This window comes from Gallibacter sp. Marseille-QA0791 (assembly GCF_965119705.1).
Lineage (GTDB): Bacteria > Bacillota > Clostridia > Peptostreptococcales > Anaerovoracaceae > Lentihominibacter > Lentihominibacter excrementipullorum.
In genome coordinates this window covers 954,838-975,637 of the sequence record NZ_CBCPMH010000001.1, presented here as the reverse complement: position 1 = coordinate 975,637, position 20,800 = coordinate 954,838, and the positions used below count along the sequence as shown (strand labels likewise).

Annotated in this window: 19 protein-coding genes and 2 pseudogenes; 19 read left to right on the top strand and 2 right to left on the bottom strand. The window is 48.5% G+C overall.

Going from position 1 to position 20,800, the window contains the following annotated elements; translation table 11 throughout:
- The first annotated feature begins 77 nt into the window (after positions 1-77).
- From ACQY69_RS04460 to ACQY69_RS04400, 13 genes and pseudogenes are all read left to right on the top strand, one after another.
- Positions 78-944 (top strand): aldo/keto reductase, encoded by an 867-nt coding sequence (locus tag ACQY69_RS04460; RefSeq protein WP_428258978.1) that lies wholly within the window; start codon positions 78-80, stop codon positions 942-944.
- A 36-nt stretch (positions 945-980) separates the two neighbouring features.
- Positions 981-1,340 (top strand): cyclophilin-like fold protein, encoded by a 360-nt coding sequence (locus ACQY69_RS04455; protein ID WP_428258976.1) that lies wholly within the window; start codon positions 981-983, stop codon positions 1,338-1,340.
- A complete protein-coding gene (locus ACQY69_RS04450; protein ID WP_428258975.1) occupies positions 1,330-1,881 on the top strand; it encodes an aldo/keto reductase in 552 nt (183 codons plus the stop codon). Before ACQY69_RS04455 ends, ACQY69_RS04450 begins: the two co-directional genes overlap by 11 nt.
- Positions 1,859-2,902 carry an aldo/keto reductase gene (locus ACQY69_RS04445; protein ID WP_428258974.1) on the top strand — a complete coding sequence of 348 codons (1,044 nt, stop codon included), beginning with the start codon at positions 1,859-1,861 and terminating at the stop codon, positions 2,900-2,902. Before ACQY69_RS04450 ends, ACQY69_RS04445 begins: the two co-directional genes overlap by 23 nt.
- Before the next feature lie 85 nt (positions 2,903-2,987).
- Positions 2,988-3,278: pseudogene (locus ACQY69_RS04440) on the top strand (GyrI-like domain-containing protein); the annotation flags it as partial.
- 9 nt (positions 3,279-3,287) lie between these two features.
- Positions 3,288-3,890, top strand: a complete 603-nt coding sequence (locus ACQY69_RS04435; RefSeq protein ID WP_428258972.1) for an N-acetyltransferase family protein — start codon at positions 3,288-3,290, stop codon at positions 3,888-3,890.
- 372 nt (positions 3,891-4,262) lie between these two features.
- Complete coding sequence (locus ACQY69_RS04430) at positions 4,263-5,471, top strand: IS110 family transposase (RefSeq protein WP_428258970.1); 1,209 nt, start codon at positions 4,263-4,265, stop codon at positions 5,469-5,471.
- A gap of 723 nt (positions 5,472-6,194) precedes the next feature.
- Positions 6,195-7,751, top strand: coding sequence for a YfhO family protein (locus ACQY69_RS04425; protein WP_428258968.1), 1,557 nt, complete (start codon positions 6,195-6,197; stop codon positions 7,749-7,751).
- Positions 7,682-8,197 carry a hypothetical protein gene (locus tag ACQY69_RS04420; RefSeq protein ID WP_428258966.1) on the top strand — a complete coding sequence of 172 codons (516 nt, stop codon included), beginning with the start codon at positions 7,682-7,684 and terminating at the stop codon, positions 8,195-8,197. The genes ACQY69_RS04425 and ACQY69_RS04420 overlap by 70 nt, the downstream gene beginning before the upstream one ends.
- 15 nt (positions 8,198-8,212) lie before the next feature.
- On the top strand, positions 8,213-9,181 hold the full coding sequence (locus ACQY69_RS04415; protein ID WP_428258964.1) for a phosphodiester glycosidase family protein: 969 nt from the start codon (positions 8,213-8,215) through the stop codon (positions 9,179-9,181).
- Positions 9,178-9,384, top strand: coding sequence for a hypothetical protein (locus ACQY69_RS04410; protein ID WP_428258963.1), 207 nt, complete (start codon positions 9,178-9,180; stop codon positions 9,382-9,384). Before ACQY69_RS04415 ends, ACQY69_RS04410 begins: the two co-directional genes overlap by 4 nt.
- Before the next feature lie 26 nt (positions 9,385-9,410).
- Positions 9,411-9,584 (top strand): annotated as a pseudogene (locus tag ACQY69_RS04405) (transposase); the annotation flags it as partial.
- A 239-nt stretch (positions 9,585-9,823) separates the two neighbouring features.
- Positions 9,824-11,032, top strand: a complete 1,209-nt coding sequence (locus tag ACQY69_RS04400) for a hypothetical protein (RefSeq protein WP_428258961.1) — start codon at positions 9,824-9,826, stop codon at positions 11,030-11,032.
- A gap of 169 nt (positions 11,033-11,201) precedes the next feature.
- On the opposite strand, the gene ACQY69_RS04395 is transcribed toward ACQY69_RS04400, so the two are convergent.
- Complete coding sequence (locus tag ACQY69_RS04395) at positions 11,202-12,068, bottom strand: DeoR/GlpR family DNA-binding transcription regulator (RefSeq protein WP_428258960.1); 867 nt, start codon at positions 12,066-12,068, stop codon at positions 11,202-11,204.
- Positions 12,069-12,382: 314 nt separating this feature from the next.
- Here ACQY69_RS04395 and ACQY69_RS04390 point away from each other — a divergent pair, with 314 nt between their 5' ends.
- The 6 genes from ACQY69_RS04390 (at position 12,383) to ACQY69_RS04365 (ending at position 20,031) form a co-directional block, all read left to right on the top strand.
- Positions 12,383-13,603, top strand: coding sequence for an MFS transporter (locus tag ACQY69_RS04390; RefSeq protein ID WP_428258958.1), 1,221 nt, complete (start codon positions 12,383-12,385; stop codon positions 13,601-13,603).
- Between the two features lie 42 nt (positions 13,604-13,645).
- Positions 13,646-15,139, top strand: a complete 1,494-nt coding sequence (locus tag ACQY69_RS04385) for a xylulokinase (protein ID WP_428258956.1) — start codon at positions 13,646-13,648, stop codon at positions 15,137-15,139.
- Between the two features lie 91 nt (positions 15,140-15,230).
- Entirely contained in the window at positions 15,231-16,751 is a 1,521-nt protein-coding gene (locus tag ACQY69_RS04380) for a M81 family metallopeptidase (protein ID WP_428258954.1), read from the top strand.
- Positions 16,752-16,935: 184 nt separating this feature from the next.
- Complete coding sequence (locus tag ACQY69_RS04375) at positions 16,936-18,024, top strand: aminotransferase class III-fold pyridoxal phosphate-dependent enzyme (RefSeq protein WP_428258952.1); 1,089 nt, start codon at positions 16,936-16,938, stop codon at positions 18,022-18,024.
- A gap of 7 nt (positions 18,025-18,031) precedes the next feature.
- Positions 18,032-19,354 carry a RuBisCO large subunit C-terminal-like domain-containing protein gene (locus tag ACQY69_RS04370; RefSeq protein ID WP_428258950.1) on the top strand — a complete coding sequence of 441 codons (1,323 nt, stop codon included), beginning with the start codon at positions 18,032-18,034 and terminating at the stop codon, positions 19,352-19,354.
- Positions 19,355-19,386: 32 nt separating this feature from the next.
- Positions 19,387-20,031, top strand: a complete 645-nt coding sequence (locus ACQY69_RS04365) for an HAD-IB family phosphatase (RefSeq protein WP_428258948.1) — start codon at positions 19,387-19,389, stop codon at positions 20,029-20,031.
- A 110-nt stretch (positions 20,032-20,141) separates the two neighbouring features.
- On the opposite strand, the gene cyaB is transcribed toward ACQY69_RS04365, so the two are convergent.
- Complete coding sequence (cyaB, locus tag ACQY69_RS04360; RefSeq protein WP_428258946.1) at positions 20,142-20,792, bottom strand: class IV adenylate cyclase; 651 nt, start codon at positions 20,790-20,792, stop codon at positions 20,142-20,144.
- Positions 20,793-20,800: the final 8 nt, after the last annotated feature.

Here is a 20,800-nt window from a genome sequence, read left to right as displayed (position 1 = left end):
AATCATAATTCACAACTGTTTGTTATTAAAAATGTAAGGGATTATAATGGAAGCGAGGAAAAGGAGGCGAAGGATTTATGTGGGAAACAAGGAAACTGCCGAATGGAGTATCTATGCCGATAGAAGGGTTCGGCGTTTTTCAGATACCGGAAAGGGACTGTGAGCAGGTCGTGATGGATGCGATAGACGCGGGCTATCGTCTGATCGACACAGCCAGCTCCTATCAGAATGAGGAAGCTGTCGGTCGTGCGGTCAGAAACTGCGGTGTCCCGCGGGATGAGCTTTTCATCACTACAAAAGCGTATATCCAGGAAATGGGATATGATAACACGATGCAGGCATTCGAGCGCTCATTGGACAAACTGGGACTTGATTATCTTGATCTCTACCTGATCCACATGCCTTTTGGCGATTATTATGGTTCGTGGCGGGCGATGGAAGACCTTTACCGCGCAGGCAAAGTCCGCGCTATAGGTGTCTGCAATTTTCAACCTGACCGTCTGCTTGATCTCTGCTTCAATGCTGAGATAAAACCTCAGATCGATCAGATCGAACGACATCCTCATTATCAGCGTGCGGAGGATATCAAGCTGATGGAAGAACTTGATATCCAGCCGGAAGCGTGGGCGCCTTTTGCCGAAGGCCTGAAGGGGATGTTTGACGAGCCTGTTTTGTTAGAGGTGGCGGCGAAATACGGGAAAACTCCGGCTCAGATCATCCTGCGCTGGAATGTGCAGCAGGGAGTCATCGTCATACCGAAGTCTGTTCACAGAGAGCGCATGGAAGAAAATCTGGCGATCTGGGATTTTGAATTGGATGAAGCGGATATGGACAGGATCTCGGAGTTGGATAAGGGATGTCCGTCCATGCTGGATACTCGTAAAACAAGTGAAGTCAGACGGGTCTACGACTATTTGAACAACCCGGTCTTGACGAGCCTGTAGAGTTGAAGTGATGGATTTGCGAAGGAGGATATGACGATGATGGATATGGAAGTGAACGGGAAAAACATTCGGGTGAAACTGGAGGATAACAGCTCGGCGGAGGCGGTGAAAGAATTACTGAGAAAAGGCCCTTTTACCATCTCCATGAAGGACTATGCTCACATGGAGAAGTTCGGCAGCTTCGGGATGCAGCTCCCCACTAACGATGAGAGGATAACCACCGAAGCCGGCGATGTGATCCTCTCGGAGGGGAATCTGCTGGTGATATATTATGCGCCGAACACGTGGAAATTTACGCGTCTCGGCAAGGTGCAGGAGCTTTCGGAGGAAGAGCTGAAGGATGTGCTGGGAACGGGGAATATCACAGCTACGCTGACCCTTGAGGATGAGGAATGACAGGCATCGTACAGAGAAATGGAGGAGAAATAATGAAGATGACAGTGCTGGGGAAAAAGAGCCCGTTAAAAGTCCGTTCCATTGGCCTCGGATGCTGGGGATCGGTCTCGTGTGCTTCAGCCCTCTCGGCAGAGGCTATCTGACGGGGACGATCTCATCCGAAACGACGTTCAACAGGGACGATGTGCGGTCGGGAATGCCGCGGTTTGAAACTCCGGAAGCGCTGGCAGCAAATCAGAAGATCGTGGAATTCGTGCGATATCATGCGGAGGAGAAAAGCTGTACTCCTGCCCAATTTGCTTTGGCATGGATCATGGCTCAGAGGCCGTGGATCGTACCGATCCCGGGAACTACAAAGTTGAGCCGTCTGGAGGAAAACCTCGCGGCGGACGAGATCGCATTCACTGAGGAAGAGCTGCGGCGGATCAATGATGAACTGGATCGGATCCAGATCGTCGGAGCGCGGTATAATCCTCAGCAGGAAAGTCTGGTGGAAAAATCTGAAATGGAGGAAGAAAATGCAGTACACGAAGCTGGGTAATTCGGAACTGAATGTTTCGAGGATATGTATGGGATGTATGGGATTCGGGGACGCATCCAGGGGGCAGCACAGCTGGACGATAGATGAGGAACATACGCGAGAGATAATAAAAAGGGGGATCGAAGCAGGGATAAACTTTTTCGATACGGCGATAGGCTACCAGAACGGTACCAGCGAGCAGTATCTTGGCCGGGCGCTGGCGGATTTCGCAAAGAGGGATGAGGTCGTAGTCGCAACAAAATTCCTGCCGAGGACAAACGAAGAGATCGAGGAAGGGATCACGGGGCAGCAGCATATCGAAAGGATGATAAATAAAAGCCTTGAGAACCTGGGAATGGATCACGTCGACCTGTATATCTATCATATGTGGGATCACAGGACGCCGATATACGATATCATGGAGGGATTGAACAATGTGGTGAAAGCGGGCAAAGCAAGGTACATAGGTATTTCAAACTGTTTTGCGTGGCAGCTCGCCAAGGCCAACGCGCTTGCCGAAAAGGAAGGCTTCGCGAAATTCATATCGGTACAGGGGCATTACAATTTGCTGTTCAGAGAGGAAGAACGGGAAATGGCTCCTTACTGCGCGGAAGAAAATATAGCGATGACTCCGTACAGCGCTCTGGCTGGAGGGAGGCTGTCTAAGCATCCGGGGGAAACGTCCAAGAGGCTGGAGGAAGACAGCTATGGAAAATTGAAATACGACGCCACAGCTGAGAAGGACAGTGTCATCATAGAACGCGTGGCTGAACTGGCGGAAAACCGGGGCGTTTCCATGACGGAGATCTCTCTGGCATGGCTCCTTACGAAGGTCACGGCTCCCGTGGCAGGAGCAACGAAGCCACATCATGTAGAAGGCGCCGCTAAAGCGACGGAGCTCGTGCTGGATAAAAGTGAAATAGAGTATCTTGAAGAGCCTTACGTTCCTCACAGACTTGTGGGAGTGATGGCACAGAATACTCCGGCAGCATCCTCCGACAGCCATGTATGGTCTGTGGGAGATCAGAGTTTTCGAAAGTAAGCAATAGACGCCGGCTACTCTGTACACGGCTGGTTGCATATGGAACGTCGAATATGGTATGCTTGGGACATGATCATTTTATCAGGAAGGCTTTGACTGGGCTGTCGGAGAGGCCGCGGCAAAGAAGAAAAAGGACTTTTCAAAGGCGGAGTTTTTCGCCTATGATGAAGGATTGTGCGTACAGTGCATGCACGTCGGCGCGTATGACGACGAACCGGAAACCGTTGTGCGTATGCACAAATTCATGGAAAAAGAAGGGTACGCGCCTGACATCACGGATAAGCGCATGCATCATGAGATCTACCTTTCCGACGTCAGGAGAGTGGCACCCGAGAAGCTGAAGACCGTGATAAGAAATCCCATAAGAAAGGTGTGAGAGGAGCAGATGGAAATCAGACGGATCCGTCCGGATGACAGCCGAATGGACATCAGCAGGATATATGAAGAAAGTTGGAAAAGCGCGTATAAGGGAATTGTCCCACAGGCATATCTTGATTCGATTCCGAATGGACATTGGGCGCCGCATTTGGATCAGCCGGGTTGGCATACATTGATATGCGTCGATGAAGGGCGCGCGATCGGCACTACGAGTTTCTGCGAGTCCAGATTCCAACAGTTCCCGTCGTGGGGAGAGATCATATCCCTTTATCTCCTGCCGGAGTATGCAGGGCAGGGATATGGTAAGGCTCTGCTGGAAGCCGCTCTTTGCGAATTGAAGCAGTTGGGTTTCCGTGATATTTTTCTGTGGGTGCTGGAGGAAAACCATCACGCGAGGCTGTTTTACGAGAAAATGGGATTTAACGTTTCCGACGCTTTCCTGGAAGACCAGATCGGAGGGAAACCCTTGCGTGAAGTGCAGTATACTTATCGTTTACCGGATTGCGTTGTTCGACCATCGAAGGCGGGGGATAAGCATAGCGCCGATGGAGCAGATGATGGCGATGCGGAAAGCGAACTTGGTCGTGAGGATGTACGAAAAGGTGTGTGAGTTGTGAGAAAAGGATCAGATCCGCGGAAACGGGCGGTGAGATGAGAAATTTTTAGATGGGGACGGCGTACAGCCGTCCCTCTGTTTGTTTAAGTGAAAACCGCGGTTTATGCGCGGTTTTTTGTACCATAAAAGTGTAAGTAACAAGTACTTAGTTGCTTGGAAACTTGCGCTTGTTTTTTTATGATAAGGAGAGTAATTGGTCTGGCGTGGCGTTTTTTGGGTTTCACATCCGTAAATAAAACCGTCAACCATCTCCTTATTGTGAACCATCGATTAAGCAGGTTGGATCAAGCATCCGTGTAACGAGCAAAAATGAATGGCAATAAGTGTGGGTGGAACAATTACAAAAATACTTTAGGAGGAGAACTTATGCTTAGTGTAGGAATTGATGTTTCTAAAGAAAAAAGCATGGTATGTATTATGAAACCCATGGGCGAAATAGTTGCAGGCCCATATGAAATCGAACATACCGAATCTGATTTATCAGAATTAGCACGTATGATAAAGCGGTTAGATTCTGATGTACGCATTGTCATGGAGGCTACGGGAATCTATCATCTTCCTGTTGCAACAACTTTAAAAGATGCAGGGCTCTTTGTTTCCGTTATCAATCCTTTAGAAATGAAGAATTATCGATCACAAGACATGCGTAAAGTTAAAACTGATAAAAGAGATTCTATTTCTATTGCTAATTATGGAATTGAGAAATGGTTCACCTTACGTCCTTTTGATTGTCAGGAAGGTGTATATGCAGAACTTAAACTTTTGGGAAGGCAATATCGATTCTTTATGGAATCGAGAATTGAGCTTCTACTAAACTTGACTCATCTTCTTGATTACACAATGCCCGGTGTCAAGGCTTGCTTCGGAGGTTGGAGTGAGTACTCAGGAAAGGATAAGTTATGCGATTTTGCAGAAGAATACTGGCATTATAATAACATCACGAAACGTAGTGAAACAAAATTTATCGAACATTACCAGAAATGGGCAAAGAAAAAAGGATACCATCAAAGCGAATCAAAAGCCTCTCAAATCTACCGACTCGCTAAGGATGGCATCCCTACAATTCCTTCTAACGCACCTTCAACTAAGATGTTAGTGTTAGAAGCAGTCAAAGCACTTCGTGAAGTAAACAGTGCTCTATTTGCTATTTTAACACGCATGCAGGAATTGGCAAGAACATTACCTGAATATCCTACTGTTAGAGCAATGGGTGGCGTAGGAGATATACTCTCCGTTAAGCTGATTGCAGAAATCGGAGATGTCAGAAGATTTCATAGTAGTAAAGGTTTGATTGCATATGCAGGGATAGATCCTCCTCCATATGAATCAGGGAAATTGATAGGCACGAACAGACACATAACCAAGCGCGGCTCTGCAACTCTGCGTAAGATTGGATATGAAGTGATGAGATGTGTGAAAGCGGGAGGGCGATCAGAAGAAGATCCGGCAGTATATGATTTTATGATAAAGAAAGAAGACGAAGGTAAAGCAAAAAGAGTAGCAAAGATAGCTGCTTTAAACAAATTCTTGAGGATATATTATGCAAGAGTAATGGAGGTTTACTCAGCAAACTAGCTAATTGAAGTTTTGATATGTACAGTATGCTGACATAGTCAGCAGTTTTGTTATACAAAAAAACAGAAAGCCTGCTAAGAAAATTTCTCTTGACTTTCCTTAGCAGGTTTTATATGGGAAAATTTTCAGCGTCAGAATGACGCTGTGGAGAGCGTTGCGGAAAGCGTTGCGGGGGGGGCGAAGGGCGTTATGGAAAGCGTTGCGGAGGACGCTGTGGAAAGTGTTGCGAAGGGCGTTGCGAAGGACGTTGTGGAGCTGGGCGCGAAGCGAGATTTTATACAGATATTTTAAATCCAGTGATTTTACGTATAAGAGATCTCGATGAAATTTTGGCTGAGGAAGCCTGAAAGGATGATTTTTATACATATTTACTGAGATTGAATAAAATTACGTATAAAAATTTCAGGTCGATCAGCTTCAACACCGTCAGGAGTTATACGTAAACTTGATAGATTCATTGAAAAATGTATAAAAAGCGGTGAAAATCATCGTCTCAGCATTTTTGCCGTGGTCGGAGTTTATACGTGAAATCAATGAAATCGTTAAAAGAGTATAAACCCAGGTCGTCATCATTGTCTCAGAATCTCTGCCGTGGCAAGACGTTATATATATTGAGATCGTAAAGTTTAAAAACTGTTTAAAGTCTGTTAATAGCCATATAATACATCGCCCGTCATTTCTCTGTATAATAAGTGACGATTTCAAGGAATGAGTGTAACATCAATGAATAGCGGAGCAATGGAGAGAAGAGATCTGAAATATCATCTGGGTTTGACGATAATAACTGTGGCTGTAATGGCGCTGCCTGCAGGCGGTGGGAATTTTTTCGGCTCTGGCGGAGACTGGTACAGCCAGTATGTGGGAGCTGCTGAGGCTCTGAGGCAGACGATTGCAGACAGCGGCGTCATATTCCCTCAGCTCGTCAATATCGGCGGAGGGAGCAATATCTATGATCTGGCGTATTACGGGCTGTTCAGACCGGATGTCATGATAGCATGCCTGTTCCCAGGTGTGGAAATGAAATATTTCATCGCGGTGTATGCGGCTATGGGTTTCATAGCGTCGGTCAACATGATGTACATATGGCTCAGGGGCAAGGGAATAAGACGCTCAGCGTGTCTCATGGGAGGCCTGTTCATGGCCGGAGCCGCCTGCTTTTTCCACGCGCATCATCATGTGATGTTTGTCAGTTATATGCCTTTTTTGATCCTGGCGCTGATGGGAGCGGACAGATTATTGCGAAAAGGGCGGATGGGCATGGCTGTCTCAGCTGTGTTCCTGATGATGATACACAGTTTTTTCTATGTGCCGGCTTGTCTTCTGGTATGTCTGATCTACTTCCTGCATGAGATCTCACATGAAGACAAGGATAGGAGGGAAAAGCTCCGGGAATTTGTGAAAGGCGTTGCGGCTGTGCTGCTGGGATTGGGGATGAGCGGCGTGCTGCTGATCCCTTCGGCTCTGGCCATCGTATCTACTGGTAAAGATGGTGGGAGCTTCGCGGCTGCTCCGGCGGAAATCTTTGATTTTTCCATGAAAGGGCTGTTGTACAATCCATACGGATGCGGATTGACTCTAATAAGCTTGTACGGGCTCATCGCGTCTCTGTTCATGAAACGGAAGAGAATGATAGCGGCAGCTATCTTGGCTATATTTACGATCCCGGTCATATGGCTGGCGTTGAGCGGTTTCCTCTATCCGAGGAGCAAAATGCTGATACCGTTTGTCCCGCTGATAATATGGCTTTGTGTCGATACGCTGGAGGAAAAGGCTCCGCTGCCGAGAACGCTGCTCATATGCCTGATCAGCCTTGTCCCGGCGGTCTTTTCCAGGTGGACTCCTGTGTTCCTGATAGATGCTGTACTGATGACCATATTTCTTCTTTCGAAGGCCGCGGCTCGTATACCGGCAGTCGTCGGAAGGTGCGCTATGATAGCGGTCATGACTTTCTCGCTGCTGGTCAGTATAGGTGTGAGCCGGGTCGGTGAGGAGTATCTGCCGTTGTCGGATACGAGGCAGGATGGGTTTCCTTTTGACAGTCAGCAGATTAGACTTATCTCGGATGGTATGTACAGGTTCGATTATCTGGCGGAAAGTCTGGTCAACAGCAATTTTCTGCCGGCAGGGGATGTGAAGAAGACTGCGATTGCTGCGGCGGGAAACGGGTCGGCAGGAAGGGTGACGGCTCGCTCCGGGAGCTGTTTACCAGGATGTTCTACAAAATTGGCAAATGGCTCACCGGTATGGATATGCGGGATGGCTATGGAGACTTCAGGATGATGAAAAGGGTGGTGGCAGATTCTATCATAAATATGGGAGAATATAGCAGTCGGTATATGAAAGGTATATTTTCTTTTGTGGGATTCGAGACAAAATGGATAAAGTGTGAGGACACGGAGCGGGTAAAAGGAACTTCAAAATGGAAGATGGGGAGCCTTTTCGCGTATGCCGCCGACGGGATAATGGCGTTCTCGACACTGCCTCTCAGACTGGCGGGCCTTGCCAGCGTATTGCTCTTTGCGGCAGCCATCGTGTTTATGACTGTGTGCGCGGTAAACTGCGCGGATCCGTCAAAGGATATAAGAGCTACCGATGTGCTGCTGCTTGTGGTCATGATGGTCAGCAGCATGCAGATGCTGTTCATCTACATACTTGGAGCATATGTATCGCGTGATTATATAGAAAATAAGAGAAGGCCGATATATATCATTAAAGAAAAGAAATAGGGGGAGTGATGGGATATGAAGAGAGCTTTTCTGATGCTGCTGTGCGATGTGCTGACAGCAGTAGTATTGATGACAGGGATATGGGGATATTTCTACCTCATGCCGCATACCTTTGCGGCTGCTGCGACAGATATATCAGTGGGGAAAACAGCATCAGGCGATTGGCATGAGAAGTTCGCCGATAAGTTTACGGACACTGTCGTATCCACTGATACCAGCTATACCAGCCCCGATCTGTCAGTGAAGCTTACATACAACAGTTTCGATACAAACCGGCTGGACAGATCGGGCGGCGGAGTCCATGAAGCATATGGGACGAGAACAGCATATGTGCTGGCTGATATCTACGTCAGCGACATCTCATGCATAAAGACTGCCTTTGCGGAAGATACATACGGGACAGGATTTTCGGAAACGCTGCGGGGCATGTCGAAAAGGATGAAATCTGTGCTCGCTGTAAACGGAGATTCGTACAGCAATAATCTCCAGCGGGACAATGGGGTCATCATACGCAACGGGACGTTGTATCGTTCCAACAGCAGTGATACGGAGACTTGTATACTATACAGGGACGGCACGATGAAAATCCATGAGCCAGGGCCCATGGACGGACAGAAGCTGATAGACGAGGGGGCGTACCAGAGCTGGATATTCGGGCCGAGTCTGCTGGATGAAAATGGGAAGGCGAAAACGTCCTTCGCTATACGCGACTACATACAGGAATCCCATCCACGAACGGCCATAGGGTATTATGAGCCGGGGCATTACTGTCTGCTGGTTGTAGACGGGAGACAAACGACTTCGCGCGGCATGTTCCTGGGAGAGATGGCAAAGCTGTTCGAGGATCTGGGATGCAAGGTCGCATACAATCTGGACGGAGGACATACCGCGTTCATGACTATGGGCGACAGAGTGGTAAACAAGCCTTATAAACCTGATAACAAAGTAGCGGATGGGATATTTATCATGGAGAATTTGAAATGAGATGGTTTGAAACGATAAGAAAGATAGCGGCTCATGTGTGTGTGATATGCAGCATCATACTGCTTACTGCCCGGGTCATGGACAGCTACAATCCGTATATGGATTTTACCGGGCATTCCTCATGGGCCATTTACGCGCTGTGCGCATGTTCCCTGTTTTGCGGTATGGCGACCGTGCTCGGTGTGGACAGGCCGAAGCGGTGAAAATTACACAGGCAGAGATACTGTAGGGGCATCTGATATTGGATCATGCGCATTTAGTGCTGAGTATATCACTGAAGAAGAGTGTGTCGAGTTTCATGGAGTATTTGAAAGGAAAAAGCACGCTGATGATGTTAGATAAGCGTACAAACTTGAAATGTAAATTTGGAAACAGACACCGAGGTATAAAGCGATATTTTATACAAGAATTTTAAATATAGTAGAAGCCTCCGCGCCTAGATGGTAAAATATTTCTGGATCCGTTTGGCTTTTTAAATCCGCGTTGGACTCTGTAGCCGTTTCGATATAAAGTTGGATCCAAATGGCATTAGCATAGAGAGAAATATGAGAAGATAGTTCATGGCATGTGTCCTGATTCGGTTGTCAGATCGGTCGGATTGTCATAAGGTGCGTGTCGGGACTGCGTATAGTGGGGGCATTTATGGAACCGACAGTCGTAAGACTTCATAAAATCACTAAGATGACAGGGGTAGTGGGAGTAATAATAGCGTTGATAGCGGCGGTGGTCTGCGTAGTCACGGGAGAGTGGGGCTTCATCGCTTTGACTTGTCTTTTTGGGGCGCTGGGAGGTCTTCTTCTTGTCGCGTATGGGAAGCAATATCTGATGTTTACTGAGAGGGAAATCATCGCATCTTACATATTAAAGAAGAGTAACCACATTTCCTATGAGGATATTTCCTATATACTGATAGCAAGTTTACATAACCAGGTAAACTTTAACATTGTCGATAAAAGCGACAGGTGTGTTTTGACTGTAGATACCATGATGGCTGGCGGTTTCCTGGAGGCGCTGGCTGCCTCGCCTGCCCGAACTCTGGAAATCATCGATGTCGAGGAGATGGTGGAAAAAGACGAGGATATAAGCCGTTACTGGTCAGCATTGAACAGGGCGCAGAGAAAGTATTACGAAGGGGTTGCCAATATCGACGGCACGGTAGAGGAATTCCGCGATGAATGCGCGGTCGAGGACGTGAGAAAAATCAGGAAGCGTTTGAAAATCATGGGCTGGACTCTGATCGCCGTGGACGTTGTGGCGTTCCTTATAGGTGGAAGGGTCATGCTCTTTCTTTATATCGCTGTAGTTTTGACAACCTATGGGGTTTACATAAAGTTTTACCCTTACATATTCTTTGAGACGGTAAGCAAAAAGGCCGAGAAAGATCTGCTGCGTCTCCCGTTTTTTGGTGTGGTACTCGCACTGTTGATGTTGCTTATGGTATCGGATATATACGATCAGGATTTTTCAGACTGGCTGGTGGCGACAGGCGTTATTGCGGTGCTGTTTCTGATACCATTTGTCGTTAAATCCTCAAGAATCACGGTGAAGCAGCGGGCATTGAGAAATCTCGCTGTCGTTTTCGCGGTCATTGCCATCGCCTTTTCGGTATCTTTTCCGGTAAATTTACTGTTCACCTTTGATGTGGATCATCACGATGAGATCACGATATCCGATAAAAGCTATACTTCAGGAAAGAACAGAGACTGGTATGTCTGGGCCGACTGGAGAGGTGAAGAGGCGCAGTTCAGTGTGACTAAAAGCGAATACGAAGAGATAGATATCGGCGACGATATGCGAGTATGCGTGCGTGAAAGCATCTTCGGGCTGGAATACTGGACGGTTCATGAATGACGAAAAGATTAAAAGGCTGGATGAAAGAAGTATGCTGGTATCTATTATTAAATAATTAAAGGGGAATATGAAGTGCAGAATTATCTCTAAAATAACCAGGATATTTCGTATATATGAATTGATCAATGATTTACAGTGATATTAAATACCCGGTGTTGGAAAGGGGAGTTCACCTGTTGACCAACACCGTTTCAATGCCCTGTTTTATAAGATATTCCTGTTCACTGGCCGGCAGATTGGTATCGGAGATTATGGTATCCACGCCGTCCAGCGGGCAGGTGACGCTCATGCAGTTGATACCGAATTTTTTGGAATGGGCTACCAATACGGACTTTCTGGCGTGGCGGATGATGTGCTCGTTGAGTCTGGCTACCTCGAGGCTGTAATCTGAGATGCCCAGCTCACGGGTGATACCGCCCGCGCCGATGAAGGCGATGTCCACGTAGAAGTTCATCAGCGTCTGGAGGGCCAGAGGGCCTTCGATGTTGTTCTCGGAGTTGTTGATCATACCGCCCAGGATATACACCTGGATATCGGAGTTGAGAAGCTCGTTGAGCACTAATACCGAGTTGGTCAGCACGGTGATGTTCTTTCTCTTTCGCAGCGCCTTGGCTATCTGCTGTACAGTCAGGCCTACCGACAGGAAGACCGTCTCTCCTTCCTTTATCATAGAAGCGGCCGACTTTCCTATGGCCGCTCTCTCGGCCATGCCGGAGGGCGTTCGGGATGACTGCAGAGCTGTGGCCTGAGAAGGCTCCGAAAGAAGGGCTGTGCTCTGGGAGCTGCCGCTGGCCTGAGCGGATGACTGATCTGTCTGATTTGTCCGGCCTGCCATACTTGTAGAAGTGGCTTTCTCTTCGGCGAGTATGGCGCCGCCGTGGACACGCATTATAAGATTCTGATCCTGCAACGCGTCCAGGTCTCTGCGGGCCGTCTCGTGGGACACATGGAATTCCTTGATGATGTCGGCCATGCGTATGGAATTGTTTTCACGTATTATTGCCAGTATCCTGTTTTGGCGTTCTTTTGCGAGCATCGTATACCTCTCTTTGGATCTTCTGTCTAATTGCACAGATATATTGTGGCTTTGTTCTAAGCATATCACAAAATCAGGTAAAAGCACATGCTATCTTTCGAAAAAATTTTTTCGGTAGAACACTCGGAAAGGCGGATATTGCGGCTGACAGCAGGCGTCGGAAGGGATGCAGTCGATTGCATTTAGCTGTATTTATATGTATTTGGTTGCATTTTATTGCGGTAACTATTGACAAAATCCATGAAACTTCATAAAATTACAATGAAATAAACATTTTCTTCACACATTTTTAACAGAAAACAAGGAGGTAGAACATGGAAGGCAATTCTGCAAAAGGCAAGTATGCTGCTCTTATCGGATGTACTCTCATGCTCACTATAGTGTACATGTCGCTTACATCCTGGTCTGTAGCGGTAAACGAACTTTCTAAAACGTTCGATTTGTCGGCACCGCTGATACAGGCGGGAACATCCATGCAGATAGCAGGATATGTTATCGGTGGATTTATCGAAGGAAAGCTGATAGGAAGATTCGGATGGAGAAAAGTTTTCACCGTCGTTATCGTCGCGTTTATCATCGCGTCGGCGCTTATTCCTATCGTAAACAACTACTACATCATTCTGTTGCTGAGATTCGTTCAGGGCTGCGGATGCATGGTAGCGCTCACCAGTCACGTTGTCAGCTCATGGTTCCCTACAAAGGAGAGAGGTCTTGCTCTCGGGATCCTGCTGGGAGCTATCGGCGTAGGCTCGGCTTTCGGCGGATATGTTGGAGGTATACTCACGCCTATAATGGGATGGAGGAACGCTTTCTGGGTGATCGCCGCTATATCCATCATAGGAGCGATAATATTCTATGCTATGGTCAGAGTAGCTCCTCCTCTTGAAGAAGAGGAACAGCAGCAGGAGGAAGTGACTGTGGAAGAGGAACAGCAGAGAAGTCTCTTCAAAGAACCGGCTCTCTGGTTGCTGGGACTGTCGACACTGTGCTGCTTCTTCAACTGCTATGGAATGTACGCATATCTGGCACAGTATCTGTATACGCTGGATTATTCGGCTGGCGATGTGGCGCTCGTCGTATTGCTCAACGGGCTTATTGCCATCATTTCTACGCCGCTTGTAGGCTGGATATCAGATAAGAGAGTAGCTAAGCATGGCGCTCTTAAAGCGAGAACATGGGCCAATATCTGGCCGGCTCTGTTCGTAGGTCTTGTAGGAAGTGTCCTGATGCCGCATCTGGCACCGCTCAATATCGGATGCGCGCTGCTGGTCGCTCTCATCGCGGGATGGGGCGTGCCGGCAACCAATGGCCCGGGGCTGTCACTTCCTGCTGATTTGTTTGGAAGCGCAGCGTCCGGTTCGGGAGTAGGTCTGGTGCTGCTGGTAGCCGGAGCAGGCGGTATCATCGCGCCTATATTCGTGCCTTGGCTGGCTGATCAGACCAGTTGGACGGTAGGCTGGTATGTGACTGCAGCGCCTTGTCTGATAGCTATGTTCATCAACATGTATCTGTCCAGATACAAGAGAAAAGCATAAGTACCGATACTGTTTCACAAATGAGAGGAAAAGGTGGTAATTATGAAAAAAGAGTACATTATCGCATATGACTGCGGAACGACTGCCCTTAAAACCGTACTGATAAGCAGTGACGGTACAGTGATAGGCGATGCCAGAGCGGACAATCCGCTGATACAGAAGGAAGCCAGCTGGGCTGAAATAGAACCGGCCGTGATATGGGGGAATATCTGTGATACGACCAAGGAACTGGTTGAAAAAAACGAGATAGATCCTAAAAATGTTATTGGCCTCGTATTCGTAGCGCACTGGAAAAACATCATTCCGGTGGATAACAAGGGCAATGTTCTCTATAACAGCATAATATGGGCAGACGCCAGAGCGGCCGAACAGGCTAAGAAGCTCAACGACGCCGCCGGATTCTTTGTTGGTACGGGACAGGAGTACTGGCCAAGACTGATGTGGCTGAAAGAAAAGGAACCTGATATCTGGAAAAACACCAACAGGATAATGGGGCTCAACACATATCTGAAATGGAAGGCTACAGGAGCCTTCGTAACGGAGCCATCTGACGATTTCATCCATTCATATAATCCGAAGATGCAGGAGCTCTATGACAAGATCCTTGAAGCGGCAGGCCTTAAAGAAGATCTGGATAAATTCCCGCCTATCAAGCCGGCGACCGATGAAGTGGGCAAGCTCAACGAGCAGTCGGCTCATGAAATGGGGCTCGTGCCTGGTATACCAGTATTCGGAGGTTTCGGAGATCTGCCGGCTATTACCGTAGGAACGGGATGCTGCAGGGAAAATATGGTCCACATTTACATGGGTACATCGTCGTGGCTGGTGCAGCTGATGCGTGAGAGAAGAGACAATTATTCGCCGCAGTGGTTCACCTTCGATAAGAATTTTGAAGCTGCGATGTTCTCGCTGCAGACGGGATGCATGGCTTTCGACTGGGCTGTCGATCAGTTCTACAACGCTGAGAGAAAGATATTGGGAGACGATGTTTTTGGCCTCGTGGACAGGGAAGTGAGCGAGACAGCTCCGGGAAGCGACGGTCTCATCGCCACTCACTGGCTGACGGGAGAACTTCCGCCGCTGGCAAAGAACGCCAAGGCGCTGTTCCTCAATGTCACGTCCGTCCATGACAGACGCCATATGGTAAGAGCTGTCATGGAAAGCGTATGTTACACTCACAGAAATTACCTCAAGACATATGAAGAGAAGAACGGGCTGAAACTGTCCTCTATCAGAGTAGTGGGCGGCGGAGCGGCCAGTGATGTCTGGATGCAGATGCTGGCCGACGTCCTCCAGGTAAAGGTAGAAGTTCCGGAAAGTCCTAGATATACCGGAGCTATGGGAGCTTACTACTGCGCCATGGTAGGTCTTGGCAAGATAGAGAACTATGACGCCATCTATGACGCCGTACGAATAAACAAGACATTCGAGCCGAGAAGCGAATATGCTGAAACCTATGAAAAGATGTTCGACGTATATGTCAAACTGTATCCGGCTCTCAGCGGGATATACGACGAGTTGAATGGCAAATACTGATATACAGGCGGCGGCGATTGTCGATGGTCTGCGGGAGGAGAGATTCCTGCCTCCCGCAGGCTGCGATATCCGATATTGAAAGGAATGATGTATGATGGGAGTGAACTCCGAAAAGAAAATATTGATCTGTGAATTTCACGAAGAGACGAATACCTTCAATCCTGTAGTCATGTCGGTGGAGGGTTTCAAGGTTGTGCGATATGCGGAAGGACAGGAGGCTTACGACCTTTGCCGGAAGATACCATGCGCGTTCCACGGCATGATAGATGGTGTGGAGGAAAAGGGCGGGAAGGTGATCCCGACCATTTCCCTCTATGGACCGTCAGGGGGTATCGTCGATGACAGTGTTTTTGAGCTTCTCTGTGAAAGGATGGAATACTACGTCGGATCAGTAACGGATTTTGACGCTGTCTGCGTATCTCTCCACGGGGCTACCTGTACAGTGAGCAGAGAGGACGCATGCGGAGATTTTCTGCAGTTTCTCAGGGATCTGGTGGGAGAGGATAAGATCATCGCAGCATCATGTGATCTCCATGCCAATGTAACGGAGAAGATGTTGAAGAACGCGGACATCATATGCAGCTATCAGTCCTATCCTCACGTAGATTTTTACGAGGCCGGATATCGAGCGGCTACCCTGTGCATGGATAAGCTGGCAGGGAAGCCGGTGAAATTGGCGGCGACTACGATACCGATGATGGTGCCTCCTACCGGCTACACATCTCTGGAAGGGGTGTTCAAGGATATAATAGACAGTGGAAAAAAGCTGGTGGAGGATGGAGAATTGTTGGATTTCAGCGTGCTTCAGGTGCAGCCGTGGCTGGATATCAAAGAGATCGGGTCTACGGTAATTGCTGTAGCCTCTGATGAGGAGACAGCGAAAAAGTACGCGGATATGCTGGCGGAACGTCTCTATGAGAATCGCGATGAATTCTGGCCGGATCTGATGACGGTTGATGAGGTCATAGATAAAGCGGAGAACAATACCACGGGAAAACCGGTCATACTGGTCGATGCTGCCGATTCGCCTAATGGAGGTGCCGTAGGAGACAGCGTTCTTCCGGCCATCAGACTTATGGAAAGAGGCTCGACTGTTTCAGCGGGTATGTTCGTAAAGGATCCGGAGGCCGTTAAAAAGGCCTTTGAAGTTGGCGTGGGCAATTCTGCGGAATTTTCGGTAGGAGCCGGATTTACGCCGGGAATGCCTGGGCCGCTGAAAGCTGTAGGACGTGTTCGTTCCCTCCACGACGGCTCCTTCAGGCAGGAGGGACCGGCAGGCAGAGGTTTTCCGTGCAATGTGGGAATGTCGGCTGTCATTTCTTTCGGCAATATCGATATCATGGTATGCGAAGAACCGGGAGCGTCGGGCGATCCTCAGATACTCAGGCATTTCGGCATCGAGCCGAAGCTGTATGATCTCATTGTGGTCAAGGCTAATACGTCTTTCAAAGTACCGTACAGCGCCTTTGCTGATGATTTCTGCTATGCGGATACTCCGGGAGCGGGAGCGTCTAATCTGGAATACTTTGACTGGAAGAACCTGCCGAAAGGTTTCTATCCTTTCGATTTGCCGGAAGATTACGAATTGAAAAAAGCCAGGATATGGAGATAGCTTTGAGCTTTGTCTTTTACAGAAAAACGGGCTGTGACGGAGGAATACGTCACAGCCCGTTTTGTCGATCCGCAAGGCAGAATCACTTGCCGGAAGATGATTTTTCCAGCTTTACTTCTCTGGCGAAGAACATCAGCACTATGTAGAAGATGGTGACCGCTATCATTGCTATCATCAGCATCCTGTGGTTGGTCCCGAAAAGACTGGCGGCACCCAGGAAGATGACACCGGCCACATTTCCGGCGAACATGAGCAGACCCTCGGATGTTCCTTCGGATGTCGGATAGCAGGATTCCGCGGCGAACGTCAACGTGAGTGGCGCTCCTCCCACGATGAAGAACCCGTAGAGGGCGGCTGCTACGGAGAGGCCGCTGAAGCCTTTCAGTACCAGGACTGGAGCGATCAGCTTGTCTATTCACTCCACATCCCATACACCAGAACATTTGAGGCTCACGGAATACCGGAAAATGTTTCAAAAGATACGAAAGAGTTTTTCCCGGGAAATATCGACAGTCTCAGGAAAGTCCTGGAGGAAAACGAAAAAGAGGGAGGTACGGCTGCTGTCATCATAGAGCCTTTTGGGCCTGAGAGCGGCACAAGACCGGTATCGAAGGACTTCGCGGCTAAGGTCAGAGAGCTGTGCGACGAGTTCGGAGCTCTCCTCATATTCGATGAAGTGGTCACAGGTTTCCGGGTAGGACCGGGAGGAGCTCAGGGTTTCTTCAATGTTCGGCCTGATCTGACCGTGTTCGGAAAGATCGTTTCCGGAGGATATCCGATGGCAGGCGGTGTAGGCGGAAGTGAAGAGATAATGTCGTGCGTGGCCGCAGGCGTGAAAGCCGGAAAGAAGAAGGCATATGTGGGAGGCACTCTGACAGCTAATCCGCTGAGCTGCGCAGCCGGTTACTTCGCCATAGATGAGATAATCAAGCAGGATGCGGCCAGGAAAGCGGGCGAGAACGGGGATAAGCTCTGCGATGGGATCCAGGAACTGATAGATAAGTACGAGTTGCCGTTCGTGACATGGAACACAGGTTCTATCGTACATTTTGAAGTATCGGGAGTGATGTATCTCAGCGTGGAGGACCCTGATATTTTCAGGAAGATACCGGAACGTCAGCAGTATATCGAGGAGTTCGGAGCTGCGCTGACGGCCAATGGCGTCATAACGCTGGCGGGCAGCAGGATATATACGAGCATGGCCGATAATGACGATACTATCGCCCAGATGCTCGCTGCATTTGAAGATGTATTCTCAAATATAGAAAGGTAGGGATAAAATGATTCGTAAACTGGAAATGGAAAACCTGAAGCACACTTTTCCTGAAGTGGCATTTTCGGAGGATTATGTTATCGCCACGTATCAGGCGAAGGTGGCAACTTCCAATATAGAGAAGCTGGTCGTGGCTATAGCAGACGAGCAGACGACAGGTACGTGGATAAAGGTTGGAGCTGATTCGGTGGACAAGACGAAGCGGTTTGGCTCCAAGCTGGCAGCCATATATGAAGTGCCGGATATAGGATGCGACTACATGTCAGATGAACCTCCTATGTATATCATCCAGGTGGCATATCCTATGGAGAATTTTTCCACCAGTATATCCTCCATCCTGACCATACTGTTCGGTAACATCTCCGCGTCGGGCATGATACGTCTCATAGATGTAGCATTCCCTAAGAGGTTCATCGAGAAGTTCCAGGGCCCTAAGTTCGGAGTAGAGGGGCTGAGAGAGGCAATAGGCGTCAAGGACAAAGACAGACCGCTCCTCAACGCCATGATAAAGCCTAATATAGGATGGACCCCTGATGAAGGCGCTGATCTGTTCTACAAAGCCTGCAAGGGCGGTGTAGATGTCATAAAGGATGATGAGCTGATGTTGGCTGACGGACCCTTTTGTCCACTGGAGGAACGTGTAAGAAAGTTCATGGAGAAGGAGAAGCAGGTATATGAGGAGAAGGGCGAGCACAGTCTCTATGCCGTGAATATAACCGATGAGACGGGTAAAGTGAAGGTCAATGCTTACAGAGCTCTTGAAGCCGGGGCTAATTGTCTTATGGTGAATGTCTATACAGCCGGTCACGATACTCTCAAGATGCTTGCTGATGATCCTGATATCAACGTTCCTATCCTGGCTCACGTGAATTACGCTGGCACAATGGCGGCGTCCACATATACAGGAGTCGCGGCACCGTTGCTGATAGGAAAGATAACGCGATTGGCAGGGGCGGATTTCCAGATAAACGGGCATCCTTTCGGCAAGTTCCCTGTGACCAACAAGATGTTCTACAGGAGCTTCAAGTTCTTCACTCAGCCTTGGTGGCATATCAAGCCGATGATGTATGCATGCTCCGGAGGAACGACTCAGATGGCTGTAGAGAAAATCGTCAAGGAAGTGGGAACAGACGTGATGCTGGCGGCAGGCGGCGGTGTTCATGGACATCCTGACGGGAGTGAAGCGGGAGCCAGATCTATGCGTCAGGCTATCGATGCGGCTATGAAAGATATACCTGTGACGGAATATGCCAAGGATCATGTGGAGCTGGCAAGGATGCTGGCTTTCCTGAATCCTGATCTCAGGAAGAATTTTGAACTGATGATGTAGCAGGCCGGAATAACAGCTAAAGGAGAAGTATATTGTACAAGAATATAGTGTTTACCGACTTTGACGGGACAATAACGACGGAAGACACCCTGACGGGAGCCATAAAGCCTTTCGTAAAGCAGGAGGAATTTTATGAATACTACAAGAAGCTGGAAAAAGGGGAGATGACTCTCAGTCAGGTGGTGCGTTATGCTTATGACGGCAGACCTGCCCGGTGGATCCCGGATATGCTCAAATATATCGATGCGGTGGAGATACGTCCGGGATTTGGCGAATTCCTCGACAGGATGGCGGAGCTGCGGATACCGGTGGTAGTCATATCGGGTGGCTTCCGTCAGTTTTCTCAACGAAAGCTGGAACCTTATATGGACAGGATAACGGCTCTCCATGCCGTGGAGCTTACCCGGGAAAACGGTGAGATCCATCTTGTTTCCGGATATGACGATGGAAATGAGCTTCTCAGGAAGACCGATGTCATGGCGTTTTATGATTACGACCATTCTATCGGGATCGGTGACAGCTTCACTGACAAGAATATGGCAAAGGCCGTGGACACCATATTCGCTCGTGATCAGCTGGCAAAGTATCTCGGCGATATCAACAGGCAGTATATACCTTATGAGGATTTCTTCGATGTGATGAAGGGTGCGGAGATAGATCTGGATGGCCGTGAGTGAATAAGAATATTACTTTATAAAAAATGGGATGTCCTGTTAGCGTGATACTTTCGCTGACGGGACATCCTGTTTTTATAATGCGGGAAATATAACTCATTTTCGTTTCCTTTTTATTTCCCGGCTGTCTGGGCTGCTATCAGCAGCTCCAGATATGATTTTCTGGTCAGATTTTCCCTGGGTATGTTCATCGCATCCAGAATGGAAAAGAGGTGCCGAAGGGCATCGTCCTTTGCGTCTTCTGATGGGGCCAGTGTCTCCAATTCCATATGAGCGGAAAGACCTGTCACGCAGTCGACACACAGGGTAATGGGGAATGGCCGTCCGGATCCGGCCGGGAGATTGAATTCACGGCGAGTCTTATCCACGGTAAAAACCGGGATGTAACCCAGGGATGAGAGAAGTTGTCTGGCTTCATCCGGATCGTTGACCCTGATCTCATGTTCTATCCTGGTGCTGGAGCTGTCATCCAGCTTGGGGCCTTTGTACGTGATGAAGCTTTCTTTCGATATATCTTGGGAACTGTTTTCCGGAACATTGGTCAACGTGCTTTCCGAGTCCTTTGGATTCCCTTCCTGCCATCGAGAGCATGTTCGGACTCGCAGCGCTTCATCAGTCTTCATGAAGTCCCTGTCGACACCGTTGTAATATACGTCTGTTTCCCTGACGGTCATACAATAGGCAAATCCCAGATCTGCGGCGCTGTTCAGCAGCTGGCGGAAAGACGTATCGCCTATAGATGCTTTTATTTCAACTTCATACATGGTGATTT